This is a genomic window from Streptomyces sp. SP17BM10 (assembly GCF_036322405.1).
Classification (GTDB): Bacteria; Actinomycetota; Actinomycetes; order Streptomycetales; family Streptomycetaceae; genus Kitasatospora.
The window spans coordinates 22,625-48,899 of sequence record NZ_JAQYXB010000624.1 but is presented as its reverse complement, the minus strand read 5'-3'; the positions used below and the strand labels follow the sequence as shown (position 1 = coordinate 48,899).

The following is a 26,275-nucleotide window of genomic DNA, read 5'->3' as shown; positions in this document are numbered from 1 at the left end:
CGTTGCGGTTGGCCCACCCGAGCGCGCGTCCGTATCGTCCGAGAGGTGACCGAACCCGTCCCGCCGCGCCAGACCCCCGACCAGCCCTGGCGGTCGGAGGGCGCCCCGCCCCCGCCGCCGCCCCGCCGCCGGATGCCCGGCGGCTGGATGGGCCTCATCCTCACCGCGCTCGTGGTGTTCCTGATCTCCGACGTGCTGCTGTCCTTCTTCGGCAACGAGGGCGCCACGACGATCTCGTACACCGAGTTCAACAACCAGCTGAACAAGGGCAACATCACCAAGATCTACTCCAAGGGCGACGCGATCGAGGGCACCCTCAAGTCCGCCCAGCCCCGGCCGGACGGCGCCAAGGGCGACTACACCGACTTCGCCACCCAGCGGCCCTCCTTCGCCAACGACAACCTCTGGGCCACCCTCCAGCAGCAGGGCATCGAGGTCACCGCCACCTCGCCGGTCGTCCAGCAGCGCAGCTTCCTCTCCAACCTGCTGCTCTCGCTGGCCCCCATGCTGCTGCTGGTCTTCATCTGGGTGCTGCTCGCCCGCCGGATGTCCGGCGGCCTCGGTGCCGGAGCGCTCGGCCGCAAGGCGCCGCCCAAGCCGGTGGTCGCGGAGGAGGGCAAGCGCACCACCTTCGCCGACGTGGCCGGCATCGACGAGGTCGAGGCCGAACTCACCGAGGTCGTCGACTTCCTGAAGAACCCGCAGCGCTACCGCAGGATGGGCGCCAAGATGCCGCGCGGCGTGCTGCTGAGCGGCCCGCCCGGCACCGGCAAGACGCTGCTCGCCCGGGCCGTGGCCGGCGAGGCCGACGTGCCGTTCTTCTCCGCCTCCGCTTCCGAGTTCATCGAGATGATCGTCGGCGTCGGCGCCAGCCGCGTCCGCGAACTCTTCGCCGAGGCCCGCAAGGTGGCCCCGGCGATCGTCTTCATCGACGAGATCGACACCATCGGCCGCCAGCGCGGCGGGAGCGGCGGCCTCGGCGGGCACGACGAGCGCGAGCAGACGCTCAACCAGATCCTCACCGAGATGGACGGCTTCACCGGCTCCGAGGGCGTCATCGTGATCGCCGCGACCAACCGGGCCGACGTCCTCGACCCCGCGCTGCTGCGCCCCGGCCGGTTCGACCGGCGGATCACCGTCAGCCCGCCGGACCGCGAGGGGCGCGCCGCGATCCTCGCGATCCACTCCCGGACCGTCCCGCTGGCCGGCGACGCCGACCTCGCCCGACTGGCCAAGGTCACCCCCGGGATGACCGGCGCCGAGCTCGCCAACCTCGTCAACGAGGCCGCGCTGCTGGCCGTCAAGCGCAAGCAGGACGCCGTCAACGAGCGGGACCTCTCGGACGCGCTGGAGAAGGTCCAGCTGGGCGCCGTACGGCCGCTGGTGATGCCGCAGGAGGAGCGCGAGCGCACGGCGTACCACGAGAGCGGGCACGCGCTGCTGGGGATGCTCCAGCCCGGCGCCGACCCGGTCCGCAAGATCACCATCGTGCCCCGCGGCCGGGCGCTCGGCGTCACCCTCTCCACGCCCGAGAACGACCGCTACTCGTACACCGAGCCCTACCTGCGCGGCCGGATCATCGGCGCGCTCGGCGGGATGGCGGCCGAGCAGGTCGTCTACGGGGTCATCACCACGGGCGCGGAGAGCGACCTCGAGCAGGTCACCAACATCGCCCGGGGGATGGCCGGCCGCTGGGGCATGAGCGAGCGGGTCGGGCGGCTCACCGCCGTGCCCGCCGACCCGCAGGGGGCGTACGGGCTCTCCGCCGCGCCGACCACGCTCGACGCGGTGGACGAGGAGGCCCGGCGGATCGTCGCCGAGTGCTACGAGGACGCCGTGCGGATCCTGACCGAGCAGCGGGCCCGGCTCGACGCGCTGGCCGCGGCGCTGCTGGAGGCGGAGACGCTGGACGAGGAACAGGCCTACCGGGCCGCCGGGGTGCCGCGGGAGGCGGCCGTGGACGGGGAGGCCGGGCCGACCGGGGAAGCCGGGGACCGGGCGCCGTAGGGCCGTTCGGGGGCAGCGTGACGGGGCACGGGGGCAGGAGGCCGGGGGCGCTCGCCGTGGTGGCGGGCGCCCCCGGTTTCGTCCGTCTCACGGCGTCCCTCGCGCCGCCGGGGTCGGCGCGCCGGGTGTGCCGCTCACGTGCGGGCCGTCCACCGGGCCGTCCAGGCGCGGGCCGTCCACGCGTGGGCCGGGGCAGTGCGGGGTGCGTGCTGTGGCGACCGGTTCAGCGGGGACGTTCGGCGATCAGGTAGCGGAAGACGTTCTCCATCCGGACCGACCCGTCGGCGCGCAGGTACGGCTGCAGCGCCTCCTCCAGCTCCTTGGCCACCAGCGCGCCGCCGGAGAACTCCTCGGCGGCCTCGAACAGCCCGGTGGCGAGCAGGCCGCGCACCGCGCTGTCCAGGTCCGGGTAGGCGAACGGGCAGCTCACCCGGCCACTGCCGGCCGGGCGCAGGCCGGCCGCGGCGATCAGGTCCTCCAGGGCGCCGGGCGCGCTCAGGTCGAACGGGTCGCGCGCGGTGGTGCGGCCGGCCATCCGGCGGGCCACGTCCAGCACCGCGGCGCTCTCGCAGCGTTCCTGCGGCCCCCAGGCGGCCAGCACCACGTGCCCGCCGGGCAGCGTCAGCCGGGCGGCCTCGGCGACCACCGTGCGCGGTTCGGCGCTCGCCGGGAGCTGGTCGAAAACCGTCACCAGCGAATGGGCCGACCGGGGGAGCGCGGTGGCCGGACGGGCCCCCGCGCACACCCGCAGCCGGCGGTCCCGCGCGAGCTCGCGCAGCTCGTCCCGCGGCTCCTGGCCGGAGACCTGGGCACCCCGGCCGGCCGCCAGCAGGAGCGCCAGGCCGGAGCGGCAGCCGAGACCCAGCACGCTGCTGGCCGGGCCGACCTCCAGCCGGTCGTAGACCGCCTCGTAGAGCGGTACCAGCATGCGTTCCTGGATCTCAGCCCAGTCGCGCGCCCGCGCGGGCCACGCGCCCCCCGCGTGGACTTGGTGCGGTCGTGCGCCCGCTGGTCGTTCGGTCGTGCCGGTCGTCCGAGCTGAAGCCATCGCGGCCTCCCATCCGGTCCTTCGGTGTGCTGCTACGGCTCCCCCAAAGTCCCGCCCCACTCCAGCGAACAGCGGCTCGGGCGCGGCGTCCAGAGGGGTGCAGGGTGGTGCGCGTGTGTCGCGGTCGTGCGCCCCCTGCTGTCGGCGGGGGTCCTCCCGCGTCCCGCGCCCCGTCCGTTCGCGTCCGCGCCCCGTCCGTCCCGTGGCCCTGTCCCGTCCGTCCCGTGGTCGGGGCGGACGTCCGCCGCGGGTGTGATACCGATTCGAAGTCGGGGGGCCGCTCCCCGTACCATTCGGGCCATGGCTAAGGCACCCGTTCTCACCCCTCAGGCGGAAGACTTCCCGCGCTGGTACCAGGACCTCATCAACAAGGCCGAGCTGGCCGACAACGGTCCGGTGCGAGGCACCATGGTCATCCGACCGTACGGCTACGGCCTGTGGGAGCGGATGCAGCAGGAGATGGACGCGCGGATCAAGAAGGCCGGCGCGCAGAACGCCTACTTCCCGATGTTCATCCCGCAGTCGTACCTGACCAAGGAGGCCGAGCACGTCGAGGGCTTCGCCCCCGAGCTCGCAGTGGTCACCCACGGCGGCGGCAAGCAGCTGGAGGAGCCGGTCGTCGTCCGGCCGACCTCCGAGACGATCATCAACGAGTACTTCTCCAAGTGGGTGCAGAGCCACCGCGACCTGCCCCTGCTGATCAACCAGTGGGCCAACGTGGTCCGTTGGGAGCTGCGCCCGCGCGTCTTCCTGCGCACCACCGAGTTCCTCTGGCAGGAGGGCCACACCGCCCACGCCACCTACGAGGACGCCCGCGACTACGCGTCCATGATCCACACGCAGGTCTACGGCGACTTCATGACCAACGTGCTCGGCATCGACGTCGTGCTCGGTCGCAAGACCGCCAAGGAGCGCTTCGCCGGCGCCATCAACACCCTCACCCTCGAGGGCATGATGGGCGACGGCAAGGCCCTCCAGATGGGCACCAGCCACGAGCTGGGCCAGAACTTCGCCAAGGCGTTCAACACCACCTACCAGCTCCAGGGCGCCGAGCGCGAGTACGTCTGGCAGACCTCCTGGGGCGTCTCGACCCGCATGGTCGGCGGCCTGATCATGTCCCACGGCGACGACAACGGCCTGCGCGTCCCGCCGCGCCTGGCCGCCGTCCAGGCCGTCGTCCTCGCCATCAAGGGCGACGACGCGGTGATCGCCAAGGTCCGCGAGATCGGCGCCCGTCTGGAGGCCGCCGGCGTCCGCGTGGTCGTCGACGACCGCACCGACACCCCGTTCGGCCGCCGCGCCGTCGACTGGGAGCTCAAGGGCGTCCCGGTCCGCATCGAGGTCGGCCCGCGCGATCTGGAGAACGGCACCGCGATGCTGGTCCGCCGCATCGCCGGCGGCAAGGAGCCGGTCTCGATCGACGCCCTGGCCGAGCTGCTCCCGGGCGTCCTGGAGGAGGACCAGGCGCTCCTGCTGCGCCAGTCCCGCGAGCGCCGCGAGTCGCGCACCGTGGACGTCAAGAACCTCGACGAGGCCGTCGAGGCCGCCGCCACCGGCTGGGGCCGGATCTCCTGGGCCGAGCTCGGCCCGGAGGGCGAGGCCAAGCTGGCCGAGCAGGGCGTCTCGGTGCGCTGCATCGTCGCCGCCGACGGTTCGGTGCCGCAGGCGGACGACCAGGAAGGCAATATCGCGCTCGTCGCGCGTGCGTACTGATCCCGACCATCGGTACGACCGGCGGTGGGCAATGACCGTCACCGGCAACATTTGCCCGGAATGCGGGTGGTAAGAATCCGGTAACTCTCACCGACCGCTCCGGACTCGCAACATCCCTACTGGCCGGTCAACTGCCGGTATTAACGGAATAGCGGTACGGTGTACGGCCCGTGGCCCTGTCAACTTCGGCAGGACCACGGGCCGTACGTCCTGGGTGCGACAGCCCGCTCCCCGGACGGAATTCACCAGGCCCGCCGAGCTGCGGGCCGAAACCGGCAGGGGGTTGGTCTTGCGTCAGATCCGGAACGCGCAATTCGCGCGCGACCATGCATTCCTGGGAGTTCCCTGGGAATTCCCGGAGAACGGGAACAGGCGGAACATCGGCTCGCACTCCATCGTTGGTCTAGCGTGAGCACGACACAGCCCCTCGTCCTCGCGGCCGAACTGGCCGCCGCCTGGAGTGACATCCAGGCCTACCACCAGGACCTCCCGGACCTGGCCTCGCCCGAGGCCCTGATCGGCGAGTCCTCCTCGGCCTGTGGCACGCGGCTCGGTTTCGAGCGGCTCCTCCACGAGGCTGCCCACGGTCTGGCCGCGGCCCGGGACATCCGGGACACCTCGCGGGCCGGCCGCTACCACAACCGGCGCTTCCTGATGCTCGCCTCCGAGCTCGGCCTGGCGCACCCGGTGGAACCGCACGCCAGCAGCGGCTTCTCCCAGGTGACCATGCTCAAGGAGACGCAGGAGCGGTACGCCGAGACCATCGAACGCCTGGACCGCGCCCTGGGCGCGCACCAGGAGGCGGTGGCCGGCGACGGCGCGACGCGCGCCTTCCGCGGGCCGGCCGCCCGGCACGGTTCCTCCGGGGGCGGCGTGCGGGTCAAGGCGGTCTGCGGCTGCGGGCGCAACGTCCGCGTCGTTCCGTCGGTGCTCGCGCAGGCGTCCATCGTCTGCGGCGCGTGCCAGCAGCCGTTCAAGATCGCCTGAGCCGGTCGGGTCCGACGGTTCCAGCAATTTCAGCAAGCTCGACAGGTTTCGACGAGCTCGACAGATTCGACGAGTTCGACTCGTTCGACGAGTTCGGCGAGCGTGTTCGAGAAATTCGCTAGGGCAGGGCAAGCCAAGGCGGCGCAAGGCAAGCCAAGGCAAGGCAGGGCCCATCAGGCTCACGTGACCGGTTCGGGGTCGCGTGACCGGGTGGCAGGACCCGGCGGTCGGCTGTGCGGGCAGCGGAACCGGCGGGTGTGAGCGGAAGACTCGTGGATGGATTCAGTGGACTCGACCGGGAGCGGGGGCTCCCGGTCCGGTCCGGTCCCACGGGGCGGGCACCGGAGGCCCGGTCCAGGCGGTTCGCGCCGGTATGGCAGAATGGACAGCTGAGTACTCGGCAGCCGAGCAGGACCCCTCTCTCCTACGGCTGGCGTGTCCCTTGAACGGTCCGCACCGCAACCCCACGCGATGACGCGATCGCTCACCCACGTCAACACCAGGAGAATCCACTCCCGTGGCAGTCAAGATCAAGCTCAAGCGTCTCGGCAAGATTCGCTCCCCGCACTACCGCATCGTCGTCGCCGACGCCCGCACCAAGCGTGACGGTCGCGCGATCGAGGAGATCGGCATCTACCAGCCGACCTACAACCCCTCGAAGATCGAGGTCGACAGCGACCGCGCCCAGTACTGGCTGTCCGTCGGCGCCCAGCCGACCGAGCCGGTCCTCGCCATCCTGAAGCTGACCGGCGACTGGCAGAAGTTCAAGGGCCTGCCGGCCCCGGCGCCGCTCAAGGTCGCCGAGCCCAAGGTCGAGGACTTCTCGCACCTGTTCGCGAAGGCCGTCGCCGGCTTCGAGGACGCCACCACCGGTGTCGCCATCACCCCGAAGGCCAAGAAGTCGGACAAGGCCGAGGCTGAGGCCGACGCCGCCGCCGAGGCCTGATCGTGATCGAGGACGCCCTCGACCACCTGGTGAAGGGCATCGTCGAGCACCCCGACGAGGTGCAGGTGCGCTCGCGCAACCTGCGTCGGGGGAACACCATCGAGGTGCGTGTGCACCCCGATGACCTCGGCAAGGTGATCGGCCGGGGCGGCCGCACGGCGCGCGCTCTGCGCACCGTGGTCGGCGCCCTCGGCGGTCGCAACGTCCGGGTCGACCTCGTCGACGTGGACAACATCCGCTGACGCAGCTGCCAGTGCAGCCGTCAGGGCTTGGGGCCGACCGGGACGCATGCGTCCCGGTCGGCCTTTTTTCGCATCCGGCCACCGTGTCCGTGCCCCGTGGGGCCGCACACGCGGCCGGCTTCCCGTCCCACTCAGGAACTCCAGGAGAACGATCACCGTGCAGCTCGTCGTCGGCCGGATCGGCCGCGCCCACGGCATCAGGGGGGACGTCAGCGTCGAGGTCCGCACCGACGAGCCGGAGCTTCGGCTCGGCCCGGGGGCCGTCGTGCTCACCGACCCCGCGTCGGCCGGACCGCTGACCGTCGAGTCCGGCCGGGTGCACAGCGGGCGGCTGCTGCTGCGTTTCGCCGGCGTCAAGGACCGCAACGCGGCGGAGGCCCTCCGGGGCACCCTGCTGATCTCCGAGGTCGACCCGGACGAGAGCCCCGAGGACCCGGAGGAGTACTACGACCACCAGCTGATCGGGCTGGACGTGGTGCTCTCCGACGGCACCCCGGTCGGCGAGCTCACCGAGGTCGTCCACCTGCCGTACCAGGACCTGCTCACGGTGAAGAAGGCCGACGGCACGGAGGTGCTGGTGCCCTTCGTCAGCCAGATCGTGCCGATCATCGACCTGGAGAACCAGCGCGCCGTGATCACCCCGCCGGGGGGGCTCATCGACCCGGACCGGGCCGAGGTGGCGGGCAGCGCCGCTGCCGAGTCCGAGGAGCCTGCGGAGCCCGAAGAGTCCGCCGGGTCCGCCGGATCCGCCGGATCCGCGGAGGACTCCCGTGGCGACTCGCAGGGCGGCGAGAAGTGACGGCCGAGGAGGGCGTCCGGACCGGGATGCGGCTCGACGTCGTCTCGATCTTCCCGGAGTATCTGGAGCCCCTGAACATCTCGCTCGTCGGCAAGGCCCGTGCCCGCGGCCAGCTGGACGTGCACGTCCACGACCTGCGGGACTGGACGTACGACGTCCACCGGACGGTCGACGACAGCCCGTACGGCGGCGGCCCCGGCATGGTGATGAAGCCCGAGCCGTGGGGCGAGGCCCTCGACGCGGTGGTTGCCGCCGGCCCCGAGGGGCAGGTGCCGACGTTGGTCGTGCCGACCCCGAGCGGTCGCCCGTTCACCCAGGAACTGGCCCAGGAACTGGCTGGCCGCCCCTGGCTGGCCTTCACGCCCGCCCGGTACGAGGGCATCGACCGGCGGGTGATCGAGGAGGCGGCCACCCGGATGCCGGTGGTCGAGGCCTCGATCGGCGACTACGTGCTGGCCGGCGGCGAGGTCGCCGTGCTGGTGATGGTCGAGGCGATCGCCCGGCTGCTGCCCGGGGTGCTCGGCAACGCCGAGTCCCATCGGGACGACTCCTTCGCCCCCGGCGCGATGGCCGACCTCCTGGAGGGCCCGGTCTACACCAAGCCCGCCGAGTGGCGCGGGCGGACCGTGCCCGACGTGCTGCTCAGCGGCAACCACGGCCGCATCGCGCGCTGGCGCCGGGACGAGGCCTTCGCCCGTACGCTGGCGAACCGCCCCGATCTGGTGGAGCGCTGGCAGTACGACTCCTTCGACAAGAAGGACCGGGCGGCGCTGTCCGTCCTCGGCCTGGCCTGGGACGAGGAGCTCGGCCGATTTCGGTCCGCGGCCGAGAGTGTGGAAGAATAGGCGGCTGCTGTCTGTCGCTGGGCCCCTCCCGTGGGGGTCACGTGGACCGGCGCCCCCGCCACGGGGGGATCGCCGCCAGCCGATGCGGCCCGCAGCGACCCCATTGTGACGAACTTCCGTGGGCGGCCCGTGGCGCCTGCGATGGAGAGCAACATGAGCAACAAGCTCGCTGCTGTCGACGCGGCTTCGCTGCGTAGCGACATCCCGGCCTTCCGCGCCGGTGACACCCTGAAGGTCCACGTCCGGGTCATCGAGGGCAACCGCTCCCGTGTCCAGGTCTTCCAGGGCGTCGTCATCCGCCGCCACGGTGCGGGCGTCGGTGAGACCTTCACCGTCCGCAAGGTCAGCTTCAACGTCGGCGTGGAGCGCACCTTCCCGGTGCACACCCCGGTCGTCGAGAAGATCGAGGTCGTGACCCGCGGTGCGGTTCGCCGCGCCAAGCTGTACTACCTGCGTGACCTCCGCGGCAAGGCCGCGAAGATCAAGGAGAAGCGCGACCGCTGATCCACCGGCCCCCGGCCTCGCCGGGGGATCGGAGCGCTCCCGGGGGCGCGGCTGCCGCACGGTAAGCTCAGCCCCCGATGAGCACGCACGAACCACCCGCGGACCGCGACGGCAGTCCCGTACCCTCCGGTGCGGACTCGCCGCCGCGGTCCGCGGTCGTTTCCGCGGCTGTTCCCGGGACCGTTCCGGCGGCCGCCACCGCGATCGCTCCCGTGGCCGCGGCTGTGTCCGGGTCCGGGCCCGGCTTCGCGTCCGGGTCCGGGGCCGCGTCCGTGTCCGTGTCGGAGTCCGTGTCCGTGTCCGAGGACGCTGCGGACGACGCGATGGACGACGCGACCGCCGACGACGACGAACCGGGGCGTTCGCGTTCGCGGGACCTCCTGCTGCTGGCCGGCATCTGCCTGTCCGCGCTGCTCCTGGTGAACGCCTTCGTCGCGCGGCCGTTCACGGTGCCGTCCGGGTCGATGGAGGACACGCTCCGCCCCGGCGACCGGCTGATCGCGAACCAGCTCGCCTACGCCTTCGGCGACCACCCCCGGCGGGGCGACGTCGTGGTGTTCGACGGGACGGGCTCCTTCCTGCCGGAGCCGGACCAGCCGGCCGGCCCCTGGGACGGGCTGCACTCGCTCGTTCGGGACCTCGGGTTGGCCCCGGCCGGCGACACGGTGTACGTCAAGCGGGTGATCGGGGTGGGCGGCGACCGCGTGACCAGCACCGGCCCCGGCGGGCGGATCACCGTCAACGGTGTGCCGATCGACGAGTCCTCCTACCTCGCCCCGGGAGACGAGCCGTCCGGCGTGGCCTTCGACGTGGTGGTGCCGGCCGGCAAGCTGTGGGTGATGGGCGACCACCGCAGCGCCTCCCGGGACTCCCGCGACCACCTCGGCGAGCCCGGCGGCGGGTTCGTGCCGGAGAGCAGGGTGATCGGCCGGGCGGACTGGGTGGTCTTCCCGTTCGCGCACTGGAACAGCCTGGACCGGCCTTCGGCCTTTGCCGCGACAGCGGGGACGGGTGGTCATGGGGACCAGAGGTAGGGGCCGACTGGCCGACCGCCCCGCCGACGTGGCGCGAGAGGGTGCCGATGGCGCCGACGGCGTTCCGGTCCGCGGCCGCGCCGATCGGCGCCGCACCGCGCAGCGCGCGGCCCGGCGGCGCAAGCGTTCGCTGCTGCGGGAGTTCCCGCTGATCATCCTGGTGGCCCTGCTGGTGGCGCTGGTGATGAAGACCTTCATGATCCAGGTCTTCGTGATCCCCTCCGGTTCGATGGAGCAGACCATCCAGGTCGGGGACCGGGTACTGGTGGACAAGTTCACCCCCTGGTTCGGCAACGAGCCGTCGCGCGGAGACGTCGTGGTGTTCAAGGACCCCGGCGGCTGGCTGGAGAACGATCACAAGCCGTCGGACGACGGTCCGATCCTGGGCGGGGCCAAGCAGGTCCTCACTTTCGTAGGGCTGCTGCCGTCGGACAGCGAGCAGGATCTGATCAAGCGGGTCATCGGCGTCGGCGGGGACACGGTGGAGTGCTGCGACGCGCAGGGGCGGTTGAGCGTCAACGGCACGCCGGTGGACGAGCCGTACCTCTCGCCCGGCAACCCGCCGTCCCGGCAGCCCTTCAAGGTGAAGGTGCCGCAGGGTCGGCTCTGGGTCATGGGCGACCACCGGGACGTGTCCGCCGACTCCCGCTTCCACATGGGGAATCCGGGCCAGGGCACGATTCCGCTGAGCGGCGTGGTCGGCCGGGCCTTCGTGATCGCCTGGCCGCTGGACCGCTTCCATCAACTTGACGAGCCGAGTTCACTCTCCTCCCTGGCGCGCGCTCCGCAGGCCGCCGGAACGGCGCCGAATTCGGTGCCCGTTGGGCCGGTTCCGATGGAACCCCCGCTCGTTATGGGTGTGTTGGGCATCCTTCCGCTTGCCGTTCGCAGGCCGGACGGGCCTTTGCGGTAGGTCACGCCGGCCGCCGACCCACCGGGTCGCGCGCGTGGGATCGCGAGCCGGATGCCTGGGAGTGATAGAGAAGTGCAGGCGCGGCCGGGACGTTCCGGTTGAGCGTCGAGACCGTGCTGGTGTCAGGGGCGTCCGTGGCGGGCAGCCCTGAGGCGTTCATGGTCGTGGTGAACGTGGTGCCCGCTGTGCGGCACTCCGAGCGCGGGCGCACGGGCGTCCGCACAGCAGGGAGGAGACGTTGTGGGGGATTTGGTGATCGGCGCCCGCTCAGGCGCCGGAGAGCCCGAGGGCTCCGGCAGCCGGGCGGACCGGTCCGCCGAGTCCGCAGCGCCGTCGGCCTCGGTCGAGGACGCGGCGGCCCAGTCCGCCGACGAGCCGGGCGACGGGACGGGCGGTACCCCGGGCGAGCTCCGTGGCGGTGCCGGACCGGCGGACGAGTCGGAGGACAAGGCGTCCGGCAAGGACAAGAAGCCGCGATCCTTCTGGAAGGAACTGCCGATCCTGATCGGCATCGCCCTGGTCCTGGCCCTGGTGATCAAGACCTTCTTCGTCCAGGCGTTCTCCATTCCGTCGGAGTCGATGCAGAACACGCTGCAGGTCGGTGACCGTGTCCTGGTGGACAAGCTGACCCCCTGGTTCGGGTCCGAGCCCGAGCGCGGCGAGGTCGTCGTGTTCCACGACCCGGGCGGCTGGCTGAACGACGAGCCCGTCCAGCAGAGCAGTAACTCCTTCCTCCGGGGGGTGCAGGACGTCCTCAGCTTCGTCGGCCTGATGCCCTCAGCCAACGAGAAGGACCTGATCAAGCGCGTCATCGCGGTCGGCGGCGACACCGTCGAGTGCGAGAGCGGCGGTCCGGTCAAGGTGAACGGCGTCGCGCTCAACGAGCCGTACATCTTCCCGGGCAACAATCCGTGCAGCCGGACCTTCGGACCGCTGAAGGTGCCGTCGGGGCGGATCTGGGTGATGGGCGACCACCGCGACGACTCGCTGGACTCCCGCTTCCACATGGACCAGCCGGGCGGCGGGACCGTTCCGGTGGACGACGTGATCGGGCGCGCCTTCGTGGTGGCCTGGCCGATCGACCGCTGGGCGACGCTGCCGGTGCCGAGCACCTTCGACCAGAAGGGCCTGGCGGCGGGCGTGCCGCTGGTGCCGCCGGTGGCCGGTGCGGTGGGCGCGGTGGCCCTGCTCCCGCTGGTGCGCCGGGTGCGGGACCGGTCGGAGCGCCGGAAGGACTCCTGAGCTCCGGCAACTCCTCTTCAGCTCTTGCGCGGGCCGTGGTACCGACGAGTAATCTGCTCGGACGTGCCACGGCCCGTCGGGTTCCCCGCCTGTGCCTCCGGCGCACCCGGGGCGTGCTCCGGCAGGTCAGAGCTGGACGGTGTCGATGAGCAGTGTCGTGGAACAGACCGCCGACCGGCCGGTGACGCCCACCCGGTCGCGCCACCGGGCGGCCGCCGTGGTCCAGGGCGTCCTGATCGGACTCGGGCTGGTGCTGCTGGTCGGCGGCTTCGCCGTGATCGCGGTCGGTTACCGGCCCTACAACATCCCCTCGGGCTCGATGTCCCCCACGCTCGAGGTCGGGGACACGGTGCTCGCCCGGAAGACCGACGGCGGCTCGGTCGGCCGGGGGGACGTCGTGGTTTTCAGGGACCAGGCCTGGGGCGGCGAGCTCATGGTCAAGCGCGTCGTCGCGGTGGGCGGAGACACCGTGGCCTCCGCCGAGGACGGCCGCGGGCTGACCGTGAACGGCACCCCGGTCGCCGAGCCCTACCTCGCGGTGCAGGGGCCGCAGGGCGCGGCCTTCAGCGTCACGGTGCCGCAGGGCCGGCTCTTCCTGCTCGGCGACAACCGGATGGTCTCGCTCGACTCCCGCACCCACCTGGCGGTCGACGGCGGGACCGTCGCGGCCGATGCCGTCGAGGCCCGGGTGGAGACGACCGTGATGCCGTTCGGCCGGATGGGGCGGTTCAGCCGGACCACGGCGTTCGACGGCCTCGCCGGTCCGCGGGCCGCTCAGCCCGGTCCGCTGGTCCCGGCGGCCGTGGCCACCGTCGGCGGTGCGGCGCTGATCGTCGTGACCTCGGCGGTGGGCGGCGTGGCCGGCCTGGCCCGCCGGCTCCGCCGGGGGCGCGCATCCTGAGCGCGTCCGCCGCCCGCCGGGCCGCTCTGTCGAACATCGCCCCGGATGGACGCGTCGGGTGGCAGGATCGGTATCACCACCGGCGCGGAAGGAAGGGGCGTGAAGAGCTGCCATGACGGTGCGGCGTCGCCAGGCGGCACGGATCCTGCTGCTGGACGGGCAGGACCGCGTCCTCCTCTTCCTGGGCGCGGACCCGGCGGAGCCGGGCGTGACCTGGTGGTTCACCCCGGGGGGCGGTTTGGAGCCCGGGGAGGACGTGCGCGACGCCGCCGCGCGGGAGCTCGTGGAGGAAACCGGTTTGCGGGGCGTGGAGCTGGGGCCCTTGGTGGGGTACGGCACGGTGTCGTTCTCCTTCCGGGGACAGCGCTACGAGCAGGAGCAGTGGTTCCACCTGGCCCGGACCGAGGCCACCGGCCTCGACCACTCGGGCATGGGCGACGCGGAACACGCCGAGTTGCTCGCGGCACGCTGGTGGACGCTCGAGGAACTGAGGCGGACCGCCGAGACGGTCTACCCGGCCGGACTGGCCGACTTCCTGGAGCGGCTGCTGGCACAGGGCCCGCCGGTCGTTCCGGTACGGCTCTGAGCGTGGGTGCGGTGGTCCACAATGGGTGGACGTGACAAGTTGAGGGGACGCCTGGATGAGTGCCGAAGATCTCGAGAAGTACGAGACCGAGATGGAGCTCAAGCTCTACCGGGAGTACCGGGACGTCGTCGGCCTGTTCAAGTACGTGATCGAGACCGAGCGACGTTTCTACCTCACCAATGACTACGAGCTGCAGGTGCACTCGGTCCAGGGCGAGGTCTTCTTCGAGGTGTCGATGGCGGATGCGTGGGTCTGGGACATGTACCGGCCGGCCCGGTTCGTCCGCAAGGTCCGGGTGCTGACCTTCAAGGACGTGAACATCGAGGAACTCGCGAAGAGCGATCTGGAGCTGCCCTCGGACGACGCCGGCTTCGGGAACTGACGTTGGACCTCCCGGTTCCGCGTTGTCCAGGGGAATTACGCGCAATCGGGGATTCTCACTCCTGCGGGTGACGGAAGTTATCCACAGGCGCGAGTTGTCCACAGGAAAAGGGAAATACCGGCTCGCGTCGAGCGCGACGGTGCAACCTCCACGGCGGAGGTGGTCACCGTGCAGAACACGACCGTGCAGAACCCGACCGCGGAGGGCGCGATCACCCGGCGGGCCCGCGAGGGCGGGCCGGACAGGCCGAGCAAGACCAGCCTCGGCCGCTACGGCGAGCGGGTCGCCGCCCGCCGCCTCGCGGAGGACGGGCTCCGCATCCTGGACCGCAACTGGCGCTGCGCCGAGGGCGAGCTGGACATCGTCGCCCTCGACGGCGACACCGTGGCGGTCTGCGAGGTGAAGACCCGCTCCGAGCGGGGCTTCCAGCAGCCGACAGAGGCCATCGACCAGGCCAAGGCGGCCCGGCTGCAGCGGTTGGCCGAGCGGTGGCTGGCCGAGCGTTGGCCCGGGCACTTCGCGCAGCTGGCCGGGCCCGGGTACGACCCCGGCCCGGCGGATCCGCAGTGGCCGCCCGCCCCGCCGGGCGGGGTGCGGATCGACCTGGTCGCCGTCATCAACCGGTCCCGGGGCGCCGCCTCGGTGGACCACCTGCGGGGGGTGGTCTGAGATGGCCTTCGCCCGCACCTGTTCCGTCGCGCTGGTCGGCGTCGACGGGGTGATCGTCGAGGTCCAGGCCGATCTGGAGCCCGGGGTGGCCGCGTTCACCCTGGTCGGCCTGCCCGACAAGGCACTGTCCGAGGCCCGCGACCGGGTGCGCGCGGCCGTCGTGAACAGCGGCGAGGCGTGGCCGCAGCGCAAGCTGACCGTCGGCCTCAGCCCCGCCTCGGTGCCCAAGAGCGGCAGCGGCTTCGACCTCGCGGTGGCCTGCGCCGTGCTGGCCGCCGCCGAGCGCCTCGACCCGTCGACCATCGCCGACCTGCTGATCATCGGCGAACTGGGGCTGGACGGCCGGGTGCGGCCCGTCCGCGGAGTGCTGCCCTCGGTGCTGGCCGCCGCGGACGCCGGGTACGAGCGGGTCGTCGTCGCCGAGCAGACGGCGTCCGAGGCCTCTCTCGTCCCCGGGGTGAAGGTGATCGGGGTCCGCAGCCTGCGCCAGCTGCTCGCCGTCCTCACCGGCGCACCCGAGCCGGAGGAGCCGCCCGACCCGATCGCGGGCCGTCCCGATCCCCTGATGGCCGGGCTCATGCTGCCGACCGCGGGTGTGCGGGGTCTGTCCGACGACAAGGCCGCGCGCCTCGACATGGCCGACGTGGCCGGCCAGTACGAGGCCCGGCGGGCCCTGGAGATCGCCGCCGCCGGGGGACACCACCTGTACCTGAAGGGGCCGCCCGGGGCCGGCAAGACGATGCTGGCCGAGCGGCTGCCCTCGCTGCTCCCGCCGCTCACGCAGAAGGAGGCGCTGGAGGTCACCGCGGTGCACTCGGTGGCGGGCCTGCTCCCGCCGGGCCGCCCGCTGATCGACCGCGCCCCGTACTGCTCGCCGCACCACTCGACCACGATGCCGGCGATCGTGGGCGGCGGCAGCGGCCTGCCCAGGCCGGGCGCGGTCTCGCTGGCCCACCGGGGCGTCCTGTTCCTGGACGAGGCACCGGAGTTCCCCGTCCGGGTGCTCGACGCGCTGCGGCAGCCGTTGGAGTCGGGCGAGGTGGTGATCGCGCGCTCGGCCGGATCGCTCCGGCTCCCGGCCCGGTTCCTGCTCTGCCTGGCGGCCAATCCCTGTCCGTGCGGCCGCCACTCGCGGCGGGGCGAGGGGTGCGCGTGCACCCCGGCGATGGTGAGCCGCTACCAGGGGCGGTTGTCGGGGCCGTTGCTCGATCGGGTGGACCTCCAGGTCCAGGTCGCCCCGGTGACCAGGGTCGAGCTGATGGAGCGGGACACCACGGCGGAGACCACCGAGATCATCGCGGCCCGGGTGCTGGCCGCGCGGGAGCGGGCGACCGCCCGGCTGGCCAGCACGCCCTGGCGGGTCAACGCCGAGGTCCCGGGGCATGAACTGCGGACGCGGTGGCAGCTCGCGCCCGGCGCGCTGAACGACGCCGCACGCCAGTTGGAGCGAGGGCTGCTGACCGCCCGGGGCCTGGACCGGGTGCTCCGGGTCGCCTGGACGGTCGCGGACCTCGCGGGCCGGGACCGGCCGGACCAGCGGGACGTGCGGACGGCGCTGGTCCTGCGCACCGGCGCGGAGCACGGTTTTCCGCCCACCGAACGCGCCCTCGGGCGCCTCGGGGGCGTCCCCGCCCAGCGGAGCGGTCCGGGGCAGGGGCCGTTCGCAGGAGCCCGGGACGACCACCCGGCGGGCGGTGACGCATGAACCGGATGACGACGGATCCTCAGCAGCAGCCGCCGACGGCCGTGCAGCCCGAGCCCGAGCGGCTCGCCCGGGTGCTGCTCAATCGGTTGAGCGAGCCAGGGGACGCGGTGGTCGGTCGGTGGCTGCGCCAGCTCGCCGCCACCGACGTGGTCCGGGCGATCCGGGAGGGAGCCGTGCCCGACCACCCCGGGCTCGACGGGCCCCGCCTGGCGGGCTACCAGGCCAGACTCCCCGGTCTGGACCCGGCCGAGGACCTGGAACGCGTACGAGCCTCCGGTGGACGCTTCATCATTCCGGGGGACACGGAGTGGCCCAGCCAGCTCGACGACCTGGGCGACGGCCGGCCGGTCGGGCTCTGGACGACCGGCACCGGGTCGCTGCGCCTGCTGGCCCTCCGCTCGGTGGCGGTGGTGGGTTCGCGGGCCTGCACGGCGTACGGCGCGCACGTCGCGGGGGAGCTGTCGGCCCAACTCGCGGAGCGGGGTTGGGTGGTGGTGTCCGGAGCTGCTTACGGTATCGACGCCGCCGCCCATCGCGGAGCCCTGGCGGTGGGCGGGCTGACGGTCGGTGTCCTCGCCTGCGGGGTCGACGTCGCCTATCCCAAGGGCAATGCCGAACTGATCCGACGGATCGGGGCTCAGGGCCTGTTGGTCAGCGAACTGGCGCCCGGGGAGCACCCGAACCGCTTCCGCTTCGTGTTGCGCAACCGGGTCATCGCGGCCCTGACCCGGGGCACCGTGGTGGTGGAGGCGGCCGTGCGCAGTGGGGCCCTGAGCACGGCCAGGCGGGCGCGGGACCTCAACCGGCACACCATGGGCGTGGCCGGGCCGGTCACCTCCGAGCTCTCGGCAGGGGTTCACGCCCTGATCCGCAGCGGAGGCGCCACGCTGGTGACCGACGCGGCCGAGGTGACGGAATTGATCGGCGCGATCGGGGACGACCTCGCGCCGCCGCGGACCGGACCGGTCCTGCCGCGGGACCTGCTGGAGCCGCCGGTGGCACGGGTGCTGGAGGCGGTGCCGGCCGCGGCCGAGGGCGCGCCGGTCGAGTGGCTGGCCCGGCAGTCTGGGCTGCCGCCGGACGAAGTGCTCCAGCGGCTCTACGAGTTGGGATCGCTCGGCTTCGTGGAACGGCACGGTGCCCACTGGCGAATCGTGCGGAGGAGGTGATCGCGGAGGAGACGAACAGGTGCACTGACGGGGGCTGCAAGAAGGAGTGACGGGAGAGCCGGGGGTTGACCTGCCGAACCGGTTCGTCCACTGCGGGTGCCCGGATCCGGTGATGAGAACGCCACCGGATCGGGGGACGACCGAGTGGCGGTAGCGCATTGCAGCGAGTCGGTCACGCTACGCTCCACATGCCTTCCCTATCAGCACATGACTCGGCAGAACGGCGCAGACCAACGCATGCCCACACACATTCCCGGACACAGAGTGACCGGCGGCGCCCGGTCCTCGGGAGGACCGCGCACCGAGCGGCGCCCCGTGACCGAGTACCCGCCCAAGGCGACGGGGGCGATGGGGAGCCTGTCGCGGCAGGGCGGTCGGCCGGCGTCGGTGCCCGGCCAGCCCGCCGACGCCGTCGGCGGCAGCGACACCGTCCGCGGTGCCGACATCGGGGCCGCCGGTCCCGCCGTGAACGGTCCCGATGCCGTCGGGCTCGCCGCAGCTGGTCCAGACCCGGTCGGTGGGGCTGACGCCGGCCCCGGTGGTGGCGAGGTCGCGGTCGGTACGGGCACATGGATCGGGGCACCCGCCGGCGGCCCGACCGGGGCGAGCGTCGCCACGGAGGCGCCCGAGGCGGTGCCCCCACCGGCGCCCCCGCCTTCAGCACTGCCGCCGACCCAGGCTCCGACCCAGGCTCCGCCCCCGGTCCAGGCGCTGCCTCAGGCGCCGTCCCCGATTCCGTCGGCGCCTTCGCCTCGACGCGGACCGGAGGTCGGCAGCCCTGCGCGCAGCGCGCTGGAGGAGCTCTGGCGCTCCTACAAGGAAACCGGCGATCCGAGGCTGCGGGAACAGCTGATCCTGCACTACTCACCGCTCGTCAAGTACGTGGCGGGCCGGGTCGGGGTCGGTCTGCCCTCCAACGTCGAGCAGGCCGACTTCGTCTCCTCCGGGGTCTTCGGGCTGATCGACGCGATCGAGAAGTTCGACATCGACCGTGCCATCAAGTTCGAGACCTATGCGATCAGCCGCATCCGCGGCGCGATCATCGACGAACTGAGGGCGCTCGACTGGATCCCGCGCTCGGTGCGGCAGAAGGCCAAGGCGGTCGAGCGGACGTACGCGACGCTGGAGGCCCGGCTGCGCCGGACCCCGCACGATCCCGAGGTCGCGGCGGAGATGGGCATCGCGATCGAGGACCTGCACGCGATCTTCAGCCAGTTGTCGCTCGCCAACGTCGTGGCGCTCGACGAGCTGTTGCACCCCGTGGGGGAGGGCGGCGACCGGCTGAGCCTGATGGACACCCTGGAGGACCACGGCGCCGACAACCCCGTCGAGGTCGCCGAGGACCGTGAGCTGCGCAGGCTGCTCGCCCAGGCGGTCAACACCCTTCCAGAGCGCGAGAAGACAGTGGTGACGCTCTACTACTACGAGGGCCTGACCCTCGCCGAGATCGGCCAGGTCCTCGGGGTGACGGAGAGCCGGGTGAGCCAGATCCACACCAAGTCGGTGCTGCAGCTTCGCGCCAAGCTCTCGGACATCCGGTAGAGCGGGCAACCAGTAGAGCGTGCACCGGTAGAGCGGGCAACGGGTCGCGTGATCCGGTCGTGCGTGCCGCCGGTCGTTCGGGCGTGCGGTTCCGGCCGGGCCCCCTGCGGTTTGCGCGGCGGCGTATCGGCCGCGTGTAGGTCTCCGTAAAGTGGGAGGGTGCCGAAGATCCGAGCGGCCACGGTGGCCGAGCATCGCCAGCTGCAGCGGGCAGCTCTCCTCGACGCTGCCCGCGTCCTGCTCACCGAGGGGGGCATGGAAGCGCTGACCTTCCCCGCCCTCGCGGTGCGGACCGGGCTGGCGCGCTCCTCGGTCTACGAGTACTTCCGCTCCCGCGCCGCGGTGGTCGAGGCGCTGTGCGAGGTGGACTTCCCGCTCTGGGCGGCCGAGATCGAGGCCGGCATGGAGAGCTGCGACACGGCGGCCGGCCGCATCGAGGCCTACGTGCGGGGCCAGCTGGCGCTCGCCGCCGATCCGCGCCACCGGGCGGTCGTGGCGATCTCGGCGCTGGAGCTCGACGAGGCCGCGCGCGAGCGGATCCGGGCGGCGCACGGGAAGCTGGTCGGTCTGGTCACCCAGGCCCTGGAAGAGCTGGGCCACACCCAGCCGCGGCTCACCGCGGCGCTGCTCCAGGGGATCGTCGAGGCGGCCGTCCGCCACGGCGAGCAGCTGGCGGCGGCCGGCGCCGTACCCGCGGGCCTCGCCGAGGGCCCTGAGCAGGTCGCCGATGCCGCCGTCGCGATGGCCCTGCACGGCCTCTCCCGCGGCTGAACCGCAGGCGCTCGCGCGGCCGGACCGCCAGCCGGGACCGCTCGCCCCGGTCGAGCCGCGATATCCGCAGGCGAACCGATCGGCGCACCCGCCCGCGAACCCGTCGGCAGCAGTCGCGCCGCGCCCGCGCCGAACAGGGCGAGCGGGTCGAGGTAGCGGCTGCCGCGCAGCAGCCCCCAGTGCAGGCAATCCCGCCCGGCGCAGTGCCGCCCCTCCCCGGCGAGAGGGGCGAGCCGTCCGAGCACCTGCCCGGCACCGACCGTGCTGCCCACGGGCACGGTGCCGGTGACGGGGAGATAGGTGGTCCGCAGGGCAGGAGTCCCCGAGCCGGGGTGCGTCACCGTCACCACCGGGCGGCCGGCGACCAGCCCGGAGAACGTGACCACTCCCGGGGCCGCGGCCCTGATCTCCGATCCTGGCGCAGCGGCCAGGTCCACCCCTCGGTGCCCGGCGGACCACGGTTTCGCCGGTGCCACGAACCGTCCGACCACCCCGCTGGGTCCACCCACCGGCCACGCCCGTCCAGGCGCCGGTCCGGCAGAGGTGCCGGCTCCGGAGCCACCCGGCCCCGACTGCCCCGCCGCAGCGGGAGGCCCGAGCATCACCACAGCGCACGGCACCACGGACAGCACGAACGACACGAACAGAACGAACGACACCCTCCGCACCCCACCGCGAGCAGTCATGCGCCCGAGGGTCCAGGTCGCGAAGCGCCCGCACCACCCCTATAGGGATTCCTGTGGACAAACCGTCCCCGCGGACGTGCGGTATCCCCCTGGCGGGTGTACGAACGCCGCCATCCGGTGTACAAGCGCCTTCCAGCACCAGCGCGGCGGCCGCGCTCCGACCCGCGCCGGCGGCGCCCCTGCCACTGAGCGGCCGCCCGTCCGCCGCCCCTACGCCACCTGCGGAGTCGCCCCCCACTCGGCGCTTCCCGTACACTTCACACGCGACCCGGTCCGCCGGGTCGACTTCGCACGCCCCGCCACCGGTGGACGGAAGCGGCTCTGCCGCGGCCCCCGCCAGGTGCGAGTGCCGCTCGGTCCGCCGAGCCCGTCCCGGTCTCCGACCGAGCGGGTTCAAGCGGCTCGGCACGTTCGGGGCGTCAGGCGTGGCTGTCACCTGACCGTCACGGACAAACCGAGCCTGACCCGGCCGTACACGCAGTCACCCGAACGGGGAGCGCCACCGCGCGAGCCCCGGGACGACCTGCGCGGCAGCCGGGCCGTAACACCTGAGGAGAACGGCTATGGCCGTCGTCACGATGCGGGAGCTGCTGGAGAGCGGCGTCCACTTCGGTCACCAGACCCGCCGCTGGAACCCGAAGATGAAGCGCTTCATCATCACCGAGCGCAACGGCATCTACATCATCGACCTCCTGCAGTCGCTGAACTACATCGACCGCGCCTTCGAGTTCATCAAGGAGACCGTTGCCCACGGCGGCAGCGTCCTCTTCGTCGGCACGAAGAAGCAGGCCCAGGAGGCCATCGCCGAGCAGGCCACCCGCGTGGGCATGCCCTACGTGAACCAGCGCTGGCTCGGCGGCATGCTGACCAACTTCTCGACCGTCTACAAGCGTCTGCAGCGCCTCAAGGAGCTCGGCGAGCTGGACTTCTCGGACGTGGCCGGCTCCGGCCTCACCAAGAAGGAGCTCCTGGTCCTCCAGCGCGAGCACGACAAGCTGGAGAAGACCCTCGGCGGTATCCGTGACATGCAGCGCGTTCCCAGCGCCGTGTGGATCGTGGACACCAAGAAGGAGCACATCGCGGTCGGCGAGGCCCGGAAGCTCAACATCCCGGTCGTCGCCATCCTCGACACCAACTGCGACCCCGACGAGGTCGACTACAAGATCCCGGGCAACGACGACGCGATCCGCTCCGTCACCCTGCTGACCCGCGTGATCGCCGACGCCGTCGCCGAGGGCCTCAAGTCCCGCGCCGGTGTCGCCAAGGGCGACGCCAAGGCCGAGCCGGGTGCCGACCAGCCGCTGGCCGACTGGGAGAAGGACCTCATCGAGGGCGAGAAGAAGGCCGAGGAGGCCCCCGCCGCCGCCGAGGCTCCGGCCGCCGAGGCTCCGGCCGAGCAGGCCTGACGTACCAAGGGTGAGGGGCACCCGCCGGTACGACACCGGTAGGTGCCCCTCTCTCCCGTGCCGGGACCGGACGACGGTCCCGGCACATCCCCACGCAGACACGCGAGACGCGAGAAGAGATTCACACCATGGCGAACTTCACCGCCGCGGACGTCAAGAAGCTCCGTGAGCTCACCGGCGCCGGCATGATGGACTGCAAGAAGGCCCTGGACGAGGCCGAGGGCAACGTCGAGAAGGCCGTCGAGCTCCTGCGCATCAAGGGCCAGAAGGGCGTCGCCAAGCGCGAGGGCCGTGACGCCTCCAACGGCGCCGTCGCCGCGCTGATCGCCGAGGACAAGAAGTCCGGCGTGCTGGTCGAGCTCAACTGCGAGACCGACTTCGTCGCCAAGGGTGACAACTTCGTCAAGGTCGCCGACGCGATCGCCGCCCACGTGGCCAAGACCGCCCCGGCCGACCTGGACGCCGCGCTGGCTTCCGAGATCGAGGCCGGCAAGACCGTCCAGCAGTTCGTCGACGAGGCCAACGCGACCCTGGGCGAGAAGATCGTCTTCCGTCGCTTCGCCCAGTTCGACGGTGACGGCTTCGTCGCGGTCTACCTCCACAAGACCAGCCCCGACCTGCCGCCGGCCGTCGGCGTCCTGGTCGAGCTGGACAAGGAGAACGCCGAGGTCGCCAAGGACGTCGCGCAGCACATCGCCGCCTTCGCGCCGAAGTACCTGTCCCGCGAGGACATCCCGGCCGAGGACATCGAGAACGAGCGCCGCGTCGCCGAGGCCACCGCTCGCGAGGAGGGCAAGCCGGAGGCCGCCCTGCCGAAGATCGTCGAGGGTCGCGTCACCGGCTTCGTGAAGGAGAACTCCGTCCTGGAGCAGGCCTTCGCGAAGGACAACAAGAAGTCCGTCGCCAAGGTCCTCGAGGAGAACGGCGTCGCCCTCAAGCGCTTCGCCCGCTTCCGCGTCGGCGCCTGAGCCACGTTCCCCCTGGTCCCCGGCGCGCTTACGCTGGGAATCGCCCCCGCCCGCTGACCCGGGCGGGAGGAACGCCGAACGGGCTCACCCAGCGAAAACCGCCACGGGCGGGCCGCGTCGGCACCATGAACGACGAGGAGGCCATTGCCGTGCAGGACACCGAACCGGTTCCCGCGGCAGTGGCCTCCTCGCGTGTACGCGCAGACCGGGCACCCGCACACCCGCGTCTGTGAACCAAGTAGGTGCAGAAGGAGAAGTCCCATGCAGGAGACGCAGGAGACCGCGCAGGACCCCAGGGACGGCTCGCGCCGCCGGGTGCTGCTGAAGCTGTCCGGTGAAGCCTTCGCCGGTGGCGGCGGGCTCGGCGTCGACCCGGACGTCGTGCACGCGATCGCCCGGGAGATCGCCACGGTCGTGCGCGCCGGCACCGAGGTCGCCGTGGTCATCGGCGGCGGCAACTTCTTCCGCGGCGCGGAGCTGCAGGTCCGCGGCATGGACCGGGCCCGGTCCGACTACATGGGCATGCTCGGCACGGTGATGAACTGCCTCGCGCTCCAGGACTTCCTGGTGAAGGAGGGCATCGAGACCCGCGTCCAGACCGCGATCACGATGGGCCAGGTCGCCGAGCCGTACCTGCCGCTGCGGGCCGTCCGGCACCTGGAGAAGGGCCGCGTGGTGATCTTCGGCGCCGGTATGGGCATGCCGTACTTCTCCACCGACACCACGGCCGTCCAGCGTGCACTGGAGATCCACGCGGACGTCCTGCTGATGGGCAAGAACGGCGTGGACGGCGTCTACGACTCGGACCCGCGTACCAACCCGGACGCGGTCAAGTTCGACGCTCTTGAGTACTCCGAGGTCATCGCCCGCGACCTCAAGGTCGCCGACCTCACCGCCATCACGCTGTGCAAGGACAACAACCTCCCGATGCTGGTGTTCGAGCTGCTCGCGGAGGGCAATATCGCGCGCGCGGTGAAGAGTGAGAAGATCGGCACACTCATCAGCCAGGATTCCGTCCGGGCCTGAGCAGCAACCAGCCGTACGGGACGGCGTCGGCGCCGTGACCGGGCGCCGCGCCGGCACCGGTCGGGACAACAGCAGATGAACCGGACAGGGAGACCACAGTGATCGAAGAGACCCTCCTCGAGGCCGAGGAGAAGATGGAGAAGGCCGTCCTCGTCGCCAAGGACGACCTCGCGGCCATCCGCACCGGCCGGGCCCACCCGGCGATGTTCGCCAAGATCGTCGCCGAGTACTACGGCGCCGTGACCCCCATCAACCAGCTGGCCTCGTTCTCGGTGCCGGAGCCCCGGATGGCGGTCGTCTCGCCGTTCGACAAGACCGCGCTGAAGGCCATCGAGCAGGCCATCCGCGACTCCGACCTGGGCGTCAACCCCTCGAACGACGGCTCCATCATCCGGGTGGTGCTGCCCGAGCTCACCGAGGAGCGCCGCCGGGAGTTCATCAAGATCGCCCGCACCAAGGGCGAGGACGCCAAGGTCTCGATCCGTTCCGTGCGCCGCAAGGCCAAGGACGGCATCGACAAGCTGGTCAAGGACGGCGAGGTCGGCGAGGACGAGGGCCGCCGCGCGGAGAAGGAGCTCGACGACACCACGGCCAAGTACGTGGCCCAGGTCGACGAGCTGCTCAAGCACAAGGAAGCCGAGCTGCTCGAAGTCTGATGAACGACGCCCCTGACGCCCCTGGCTACTGGGGCCCATCCGACCAGCAGTTCCAGCCCTACCGCCCGGCGCCGCAGCCGCAGGCCCCCCGGCAGCCGTCGCACGCGGCGCCGGGGTACGCCGATCCCGCGGCGCCGGTGCACGGTGCTCCCTCGGCGCCGGGCCACCGCGACCCCGCCGCGGCCGGCCCGCCGGCCGCCCAGGGCGCACCCGGCGCCGTCCCGGGTGACCAGGGCGACCGAACGGGTCACGCGCCGCAGCCTCCGGTGTACTGGGGCCCCGACGCGGAGGAGACTCAGGTCATGCCTCCCGTGCCGGCCGATCCGGTCCCGCCCGTCGGCCCCGGCCTGCCCGGCGCTCCGTCCGCGGGCCCGTCGGCCGGAGCGGACCCGGCGGCCCACCAGGACGCCGGCCAGGTTCGGGAGGCGGGCCGGCTGAGCGGTCCGCTGTTCCGGGACGAGCATCCCGGTGCGGCGGTGCCGGGCGCGTCGGAGACCGTCGTGCTGCGCGCGATAACCGATGACGTCGCCCCCGCCCCCGGTCACGGCGGCGCGCCGTACCCGGGGGCTCCGGTGCACCCCGCGCCTCCGTCGAGCCACCCGGCGGCCGGGCAGCCCCCCTTCGTGCCGTCGTCCCACCCAGGGCAGGAGACGCCCGTGGCCCAGCCCGAGCCGCATCCCCAGCCCCGCAAGCAGCGCGGCGGCCGTAACCTCCAGGCCGCGATAGGGGTCGGGGTCGGTCTCGGCGCGGTGATCATCGCCTCGCTGTTCGTGGTGAAGGCGCTGTTCCTGGTCGTCGTGATGGCCGCGGCGTCGGTCGGCGTCTGGGAGCTGACGAGCCGGCTGTCCGAGCGCAAGCAGATCAAGGCGCCGCTGGTCCCGCTGGTCGCGGGCGGCATCGCCATGATCGCCACCGGCTACTGGGCCGGGGTCCAGTGGGCCGCGGCCTCGCTCGCGCTGACCGGTCTCGCGGTGATGGTCTGGCGGATGGCCGAGCCGCCGGACAACTACCTGCGGGACATAACGGCGGGCGTCTTCACCGCCTTCTACGTGCCGTTCCTCGCGACCTTCGTGGCGATGATGCTGGCGGCCGATGACGGCCCCCAGCGGATCGTGCTCTTCCTGATCGTCACGATCTGCAGCGACACCGGCGCCTACGCGGTGGGCTACAAGTTCGGGAAGAACAAGCTGGCCCCGACCATCAGCCCGGGCAAGACCAGGGAGGGCCTGGCGGGCGGCATCGGCCTGTCGATGCTGGCCGGCGCCCTGCTGATGCAGCTGATCATCGACGGCGGCAGTTGGTGGCAGGGCCTGATCCTGGGCGGCTGCGCGGCCGTCACGGCGACCCTGGGCGACCTGGGCGAGTCGATGATCAAGCGCGACCTCGGCATCAAGGACATGGGCACGCTGCTGCCCGGCCACGGCGGGATCATGGACCGGCTGGACTCGCTCCTGCCGACCGCCCCGGTGGTCTGGCTGCTGCTCGCCGCCTTCGTCGGCAGCTAGCCCGCACGCACGCACCCGAGGGC

The 26,275-nt window shown here is 72.3% G+C and carries 25 protein-coding genes and 1 pseudogene; 24 read left to right on the top strand and 2 right to left on the bottom strand.

Annotated elements, in window-relative coordinates:
• The first annotated feature begins 45 nt into the window (after nucleotides 1–45).
• Nucleotides 46–2,007 carry an ATP-dependent zinc metalloprotease FtsH gene (gene ftsH / locus PUR71_RS26840; RefSeq protein WP_329929704.1) on the top strand — a complete coding sequence of 654 codons (1,962 nt, stop codon included), beginning with the start codon at nucleotides 46–48 and terminating at the stop codon, nucleotides 2,005–2,007.
• A 223-nt stretch (nucleotides 2,008–2,230) separates the two neighbouring features.
• Here ftsH and PUR71_RS26835 read toward each other — a convergent pair whose 3' ends face one another.
• Entirely contained in the window at nucleotides 2,231–3,055 is an 825-nt protein-coding gene (locus PUR71_RS26835; RefSeq protein WP_443077580.1) for a class I SAM-dependent methyltransferase, read from the bottom strand.
• A 300-nt stretch (nucleotides 3,056–3,355) separates the two neighbouring features.
• On the opposite strand from PUR71_RS26835, the gene proS reads away from it, so the two are divergent.
• The 18 genes from proS to PUR71_RS26745 all read left to right on the top strand — a co-directional run bounded on the left by proS (nucleotide 3,356) and on the right by PUR71_RS26745 (nucleotide 20,005).
• Nucleotides 3,356–4,768, top strand: coding sequence for a proline--tRNA ligase (gene proS, locus PUR71_RS26830; protein WP_329929702.1), 1,413 nt, complete (start codon nucleotides 3,356–3,358; stop codon nucleotides 4,766–4,768).
• A 408-nt stretch (nucleotides 4,769–5,176) separates the two neighbouring features.
• Nucleotides 5,177–5,755 (top strand): hypothetical protein, encoded by a 579-nt coding sequence (locus PUR71_RS26825; RefSeq protein ID WP_049650398.1) that lies wholly within the window; start codon nucleotides 5,177–5,179, stop codon nucleotides 5,753–5,755.
• A 517-nt stretch (nucleotides 5,756–6,272) separates the two neighbouring features.
• Nucleotides 6,273–6,701, top strand: coding sequence for a 30S ribosomal protein S16 (rpsP, locus tag PUR71_RS26820; protein WP_045700219.1), 429 nt, complete (start codon nucleotides 6,273–6,275; stop codon nucleotides 6,699–6,701).
• Nucleotides 6,702–6,703: 2 nt separating this feature from the next.
• Nucleotides 6,704–6,943 (top strand): RNA-binding protein, encoded by a 240-nt coding sequence (locus tag PUR71_RS26815; protein ID WP_030056773.1) that lies wholly within the window; start codon nucleotides 6,704–6,706, stop codon nucleotides 6,941–6,943.
• A gap of 157 nt (nucleotides 6,944–7,100) precedes the next feature.
• Nucleotides 7,101–7,742, top strand: a complete 642-nt coding sequence (rimM, locus tag PUR71_RS26810) for a ribosome maturation factor RimM (protein ID WP_329929701.1) — start codon at nucleotides 7,101–7,103, stop codon at nucleotides 7,740–7,742.
• A gap of 26 nt (nucleotides 7,743–7,768) precedes the next feature.
• Nucleotides 7,769–8,587, top strand: a complete 819-nt coding sequence (gene trmD, locus PUR71_RS26805; protein WP_329929745.1) for a tRNA (guanosine(37)-N1)-methyltransferase TrmD — start codon at nucleotides 7,769–7,771, stop codon at nucleotides 8,585–8,587.
• A gap of 153 nt (nucleotides 8,588–8,740) precedes the next feature.
• Nucleotides 8,741–9,091 (top strand): 50S ribosomal protein L19, encoded by a 351-nt coding sequence (gene rplS / locus PUR71_RS26800; RefSeq protein ID WP_063347674.1) that lies wholly within the window; start codon nucleotides 8,741–8,743, stop codon nucleotides 9,089–9,091.
• A 323-nt stretch (nucleotides 9,092–9,414) separates the two neighbouring features.
• Entirely contained in the window at nucleotides 9,415–10,125 is a 711-nt protein-coding gene (gene lepB, locus PUR71_RS26795) for a signal peptidase I (RefSeq protein ID WP_329929744.1), read from the top strand.
• A complete protein-coding gene (lepB, locus tag PUR71_RS26790) occupies nucleotides 10,109–11,038 on the top strand; it encodes a signal peptidase I (RefSeq protein ID WP_329929700.1) in 930 nt (309 codons plus the stop codon). Before lepB (PUR71_RS26795) ends, lepB (PUR71_RS26790) begins: the two co-directional genes overlap by 17 nt.
• 240 nt (nucleotides 11,039–11,278) lie before the next feature.
• Entirely contained in the window at nucleotides 11,279–12,280 is a 1,002-nt protein-coding gene (gene lepB, locus PUR71_RS26785; RefSeq protein ID WP_329929699.1) for a signal peptidase I, read from the top strand.
• A 145-nt stretch (nucleotides 12,281–12,425) separates the two neighbouring features.
• The gene (gene lepB, locus PUR71_RS26780; protein ID WP_329929698.1) at nucleotides 12,426–13,181 is read left to right on the top strand and encodes a signal peptidase I; all 756 of its coding nucleotides are present in this window, start codon (nucleotides 12,426–12,428) and stop codon (nucleotides 13,179–13,181) included.
• A gap of 112 nt (nucleotides 13,182–13,293) precedes the next feature.
• The gene (locus PUR71_RS26775; protein WP_329929697.1) at nucleotides 13,294–13,767 is read left to right on the top strand and encodes an NUDIX hydrolase; all 474 of its coding nucleotides are present in this window, start codon (nucleotides 13,294–13,296) and stop codon (nucleotides 13,765–13,767) included.
• A gap of 55 nt (nucleotides 13,768–13,822) precedes the next feature.
• Entirely contained in the window at nucleotides 13,823–14,149 is a 327-nt protein-coding gene (locus PUR71_RS26770) for a DUF2469 domain-containing protein (protein WP_329929696.1), read from the top strand.
• A gap of 210 nt (nucleotides 14,150–14,359) precedes the next feature.
• Nucleotides 14,360–14,818: a YraN family protein gene (locus PUR71_RS26765; protein ID WP_329929743.1), complete on the top strand. Its 459-nt coding sequence runs from the start codon at nucleotides 14,360–14,362 to the stop codon at nucleotides 14,816–14,818.
• Between the two features lies 1 nt (nucleotide 14,819).
• Nucleotides 14,820–16,523: a YifB family Mg chelatase-like AAA ATPase gene (locus PUR71_RS26760; RefSeq protein ID WP_329929695.1), complete on the top strand. Its 1,704-nt coding sequence runs from the start codon at nucleotides 14,820–14,822 to the stop codon at nucleotides 16,521–16,523.
• Between the two features lie 5 nt (nucleotides 16,524–16,528).
• Nucleotides 16,529–17,692, top strand: coding sequence for a DNA-processing protein DprA (dprA, locus tag PUR71_RS26755; protein WP_329929694.1), 1,164 nt, complete (start codon nucleotides 16,529–16,531; stop codon nucleotides 17,690–17,692).
• Between the two features lie 711 nt (nucleotides 17,693–18,403).
• On the top strand, nucleotides 18,404–19,234 hold the full coding sequence (whiG, locus tag PUR71_RS26750; RefSeq protein WP_443077585.1) for an RNA polymerase sigma factor WhiG: 831 nt from the start codon (nucleotides 18,404–18,406) through the stop codon (nucleotides 19,232–19,234).
• 183 nt (nucleotides 19,235–19,417) lie between these two features.
• Nucleotides 19,418–20,005 (top strand): TetR/AcrR family transcriptional regulator, encoded by a 588-nt coding sequence (locus tag PUR71_RS26745; protein WP_329929741.1) that lies wholly within the window; start codon nucleotides 19,418–19,420, stop codon nucleotides 20,003–20,005.
• Nucleotides 20,006–20,208: 203 nt separating this feature from the next.
• On the opposite strand, the pseudogene PUR71_RS26740 reads toward PUR71_RS26745, so the two are convergent.
• A pseudogene (locus PUR71_RS26740) lies at nucleotides 20,209–20,607 on the bottom strand (peptidoglycan DD-metalloendopeptidase family protein); the annotation flags it as partial.
• A gap of 647 nt (nucleotides 20,608–21,254) precedes the next feature.
• Here PUR71_RS26740 and rpsB point away from each other — a divergent pair.
• The 5 genes from rpsB to PUR71_RS26715 all read left to right on the top strand — a co-directional run bounded on the left by rpsB (nucleotide 21,255) and on the right by PUR71_RS26715 (nucleotide 26,252).
• Entirely contained in the window at nucleotides 21,255–22,097 is an 843-nt protein-coding gene (gene rpsB / locus PUR71_RS26735) for a 30S ribosomal protein S2 (RefSeq protein ID WP_329929693.1), read from the top strand.
• A gap of 128 nt (nucleotides 22,098–22,225) precedes the next feature.
• On the top strand, nucleotides 22,226–23,065 hold the full coding sequence (gene tsf / locus PUR71_RS26730) for a translation elongation factor Ts (protein WP_280685338.1): 840 nt from the start codon (nucleotides 22,226–22,228) through the stop codon (nucleotides 23,063–23,065).
• 261 nt (nucleotides 23,066–23,326) lie between these two features.
• Nucleotides 23,327–24,091 (top strand): UMP kinase, encoded by a 765-nt coding sequence (gene pyrH, locus PUR71_RS26725; RefSeq protein WP_329929692.1) that lies wholly within the window; start codon nucleotides 23,327–23,329, stop codon nucleotides 24,089–24,091.
• A gap of 98 nt (nucleotides 24,092–24,189) precedes the next feature.
• Nucleotides 24,190–24,747, top strand: a complete 558-nt coding sequence (gene frr, locus PUR71_RS26720; protein ID WP_329929691.1) for a ribosome recycling factor — start codon at nucleotides 24,190–24,192, stop codon at nucleotides 24,745–24,747.
• 302 nt (nucleotides 24,748–25,049) lie between these two features.
• The gene (locus PUR71_RS26715) at nucleotides 25,050–26,252 is read left to right on the top strand and encodes a phosphatidate cytidylyltransferase (protein WP_329929690.1); all 1,203 of its coding nucleotides are present in this window, start codon (nucleotides 25,050–25,052) and stop codon (nucleotides 26,250–26,252) included.
• The last annotated feature ends 23 nt before the right edge of the window (nucleotides 26,253–26,275 follow it).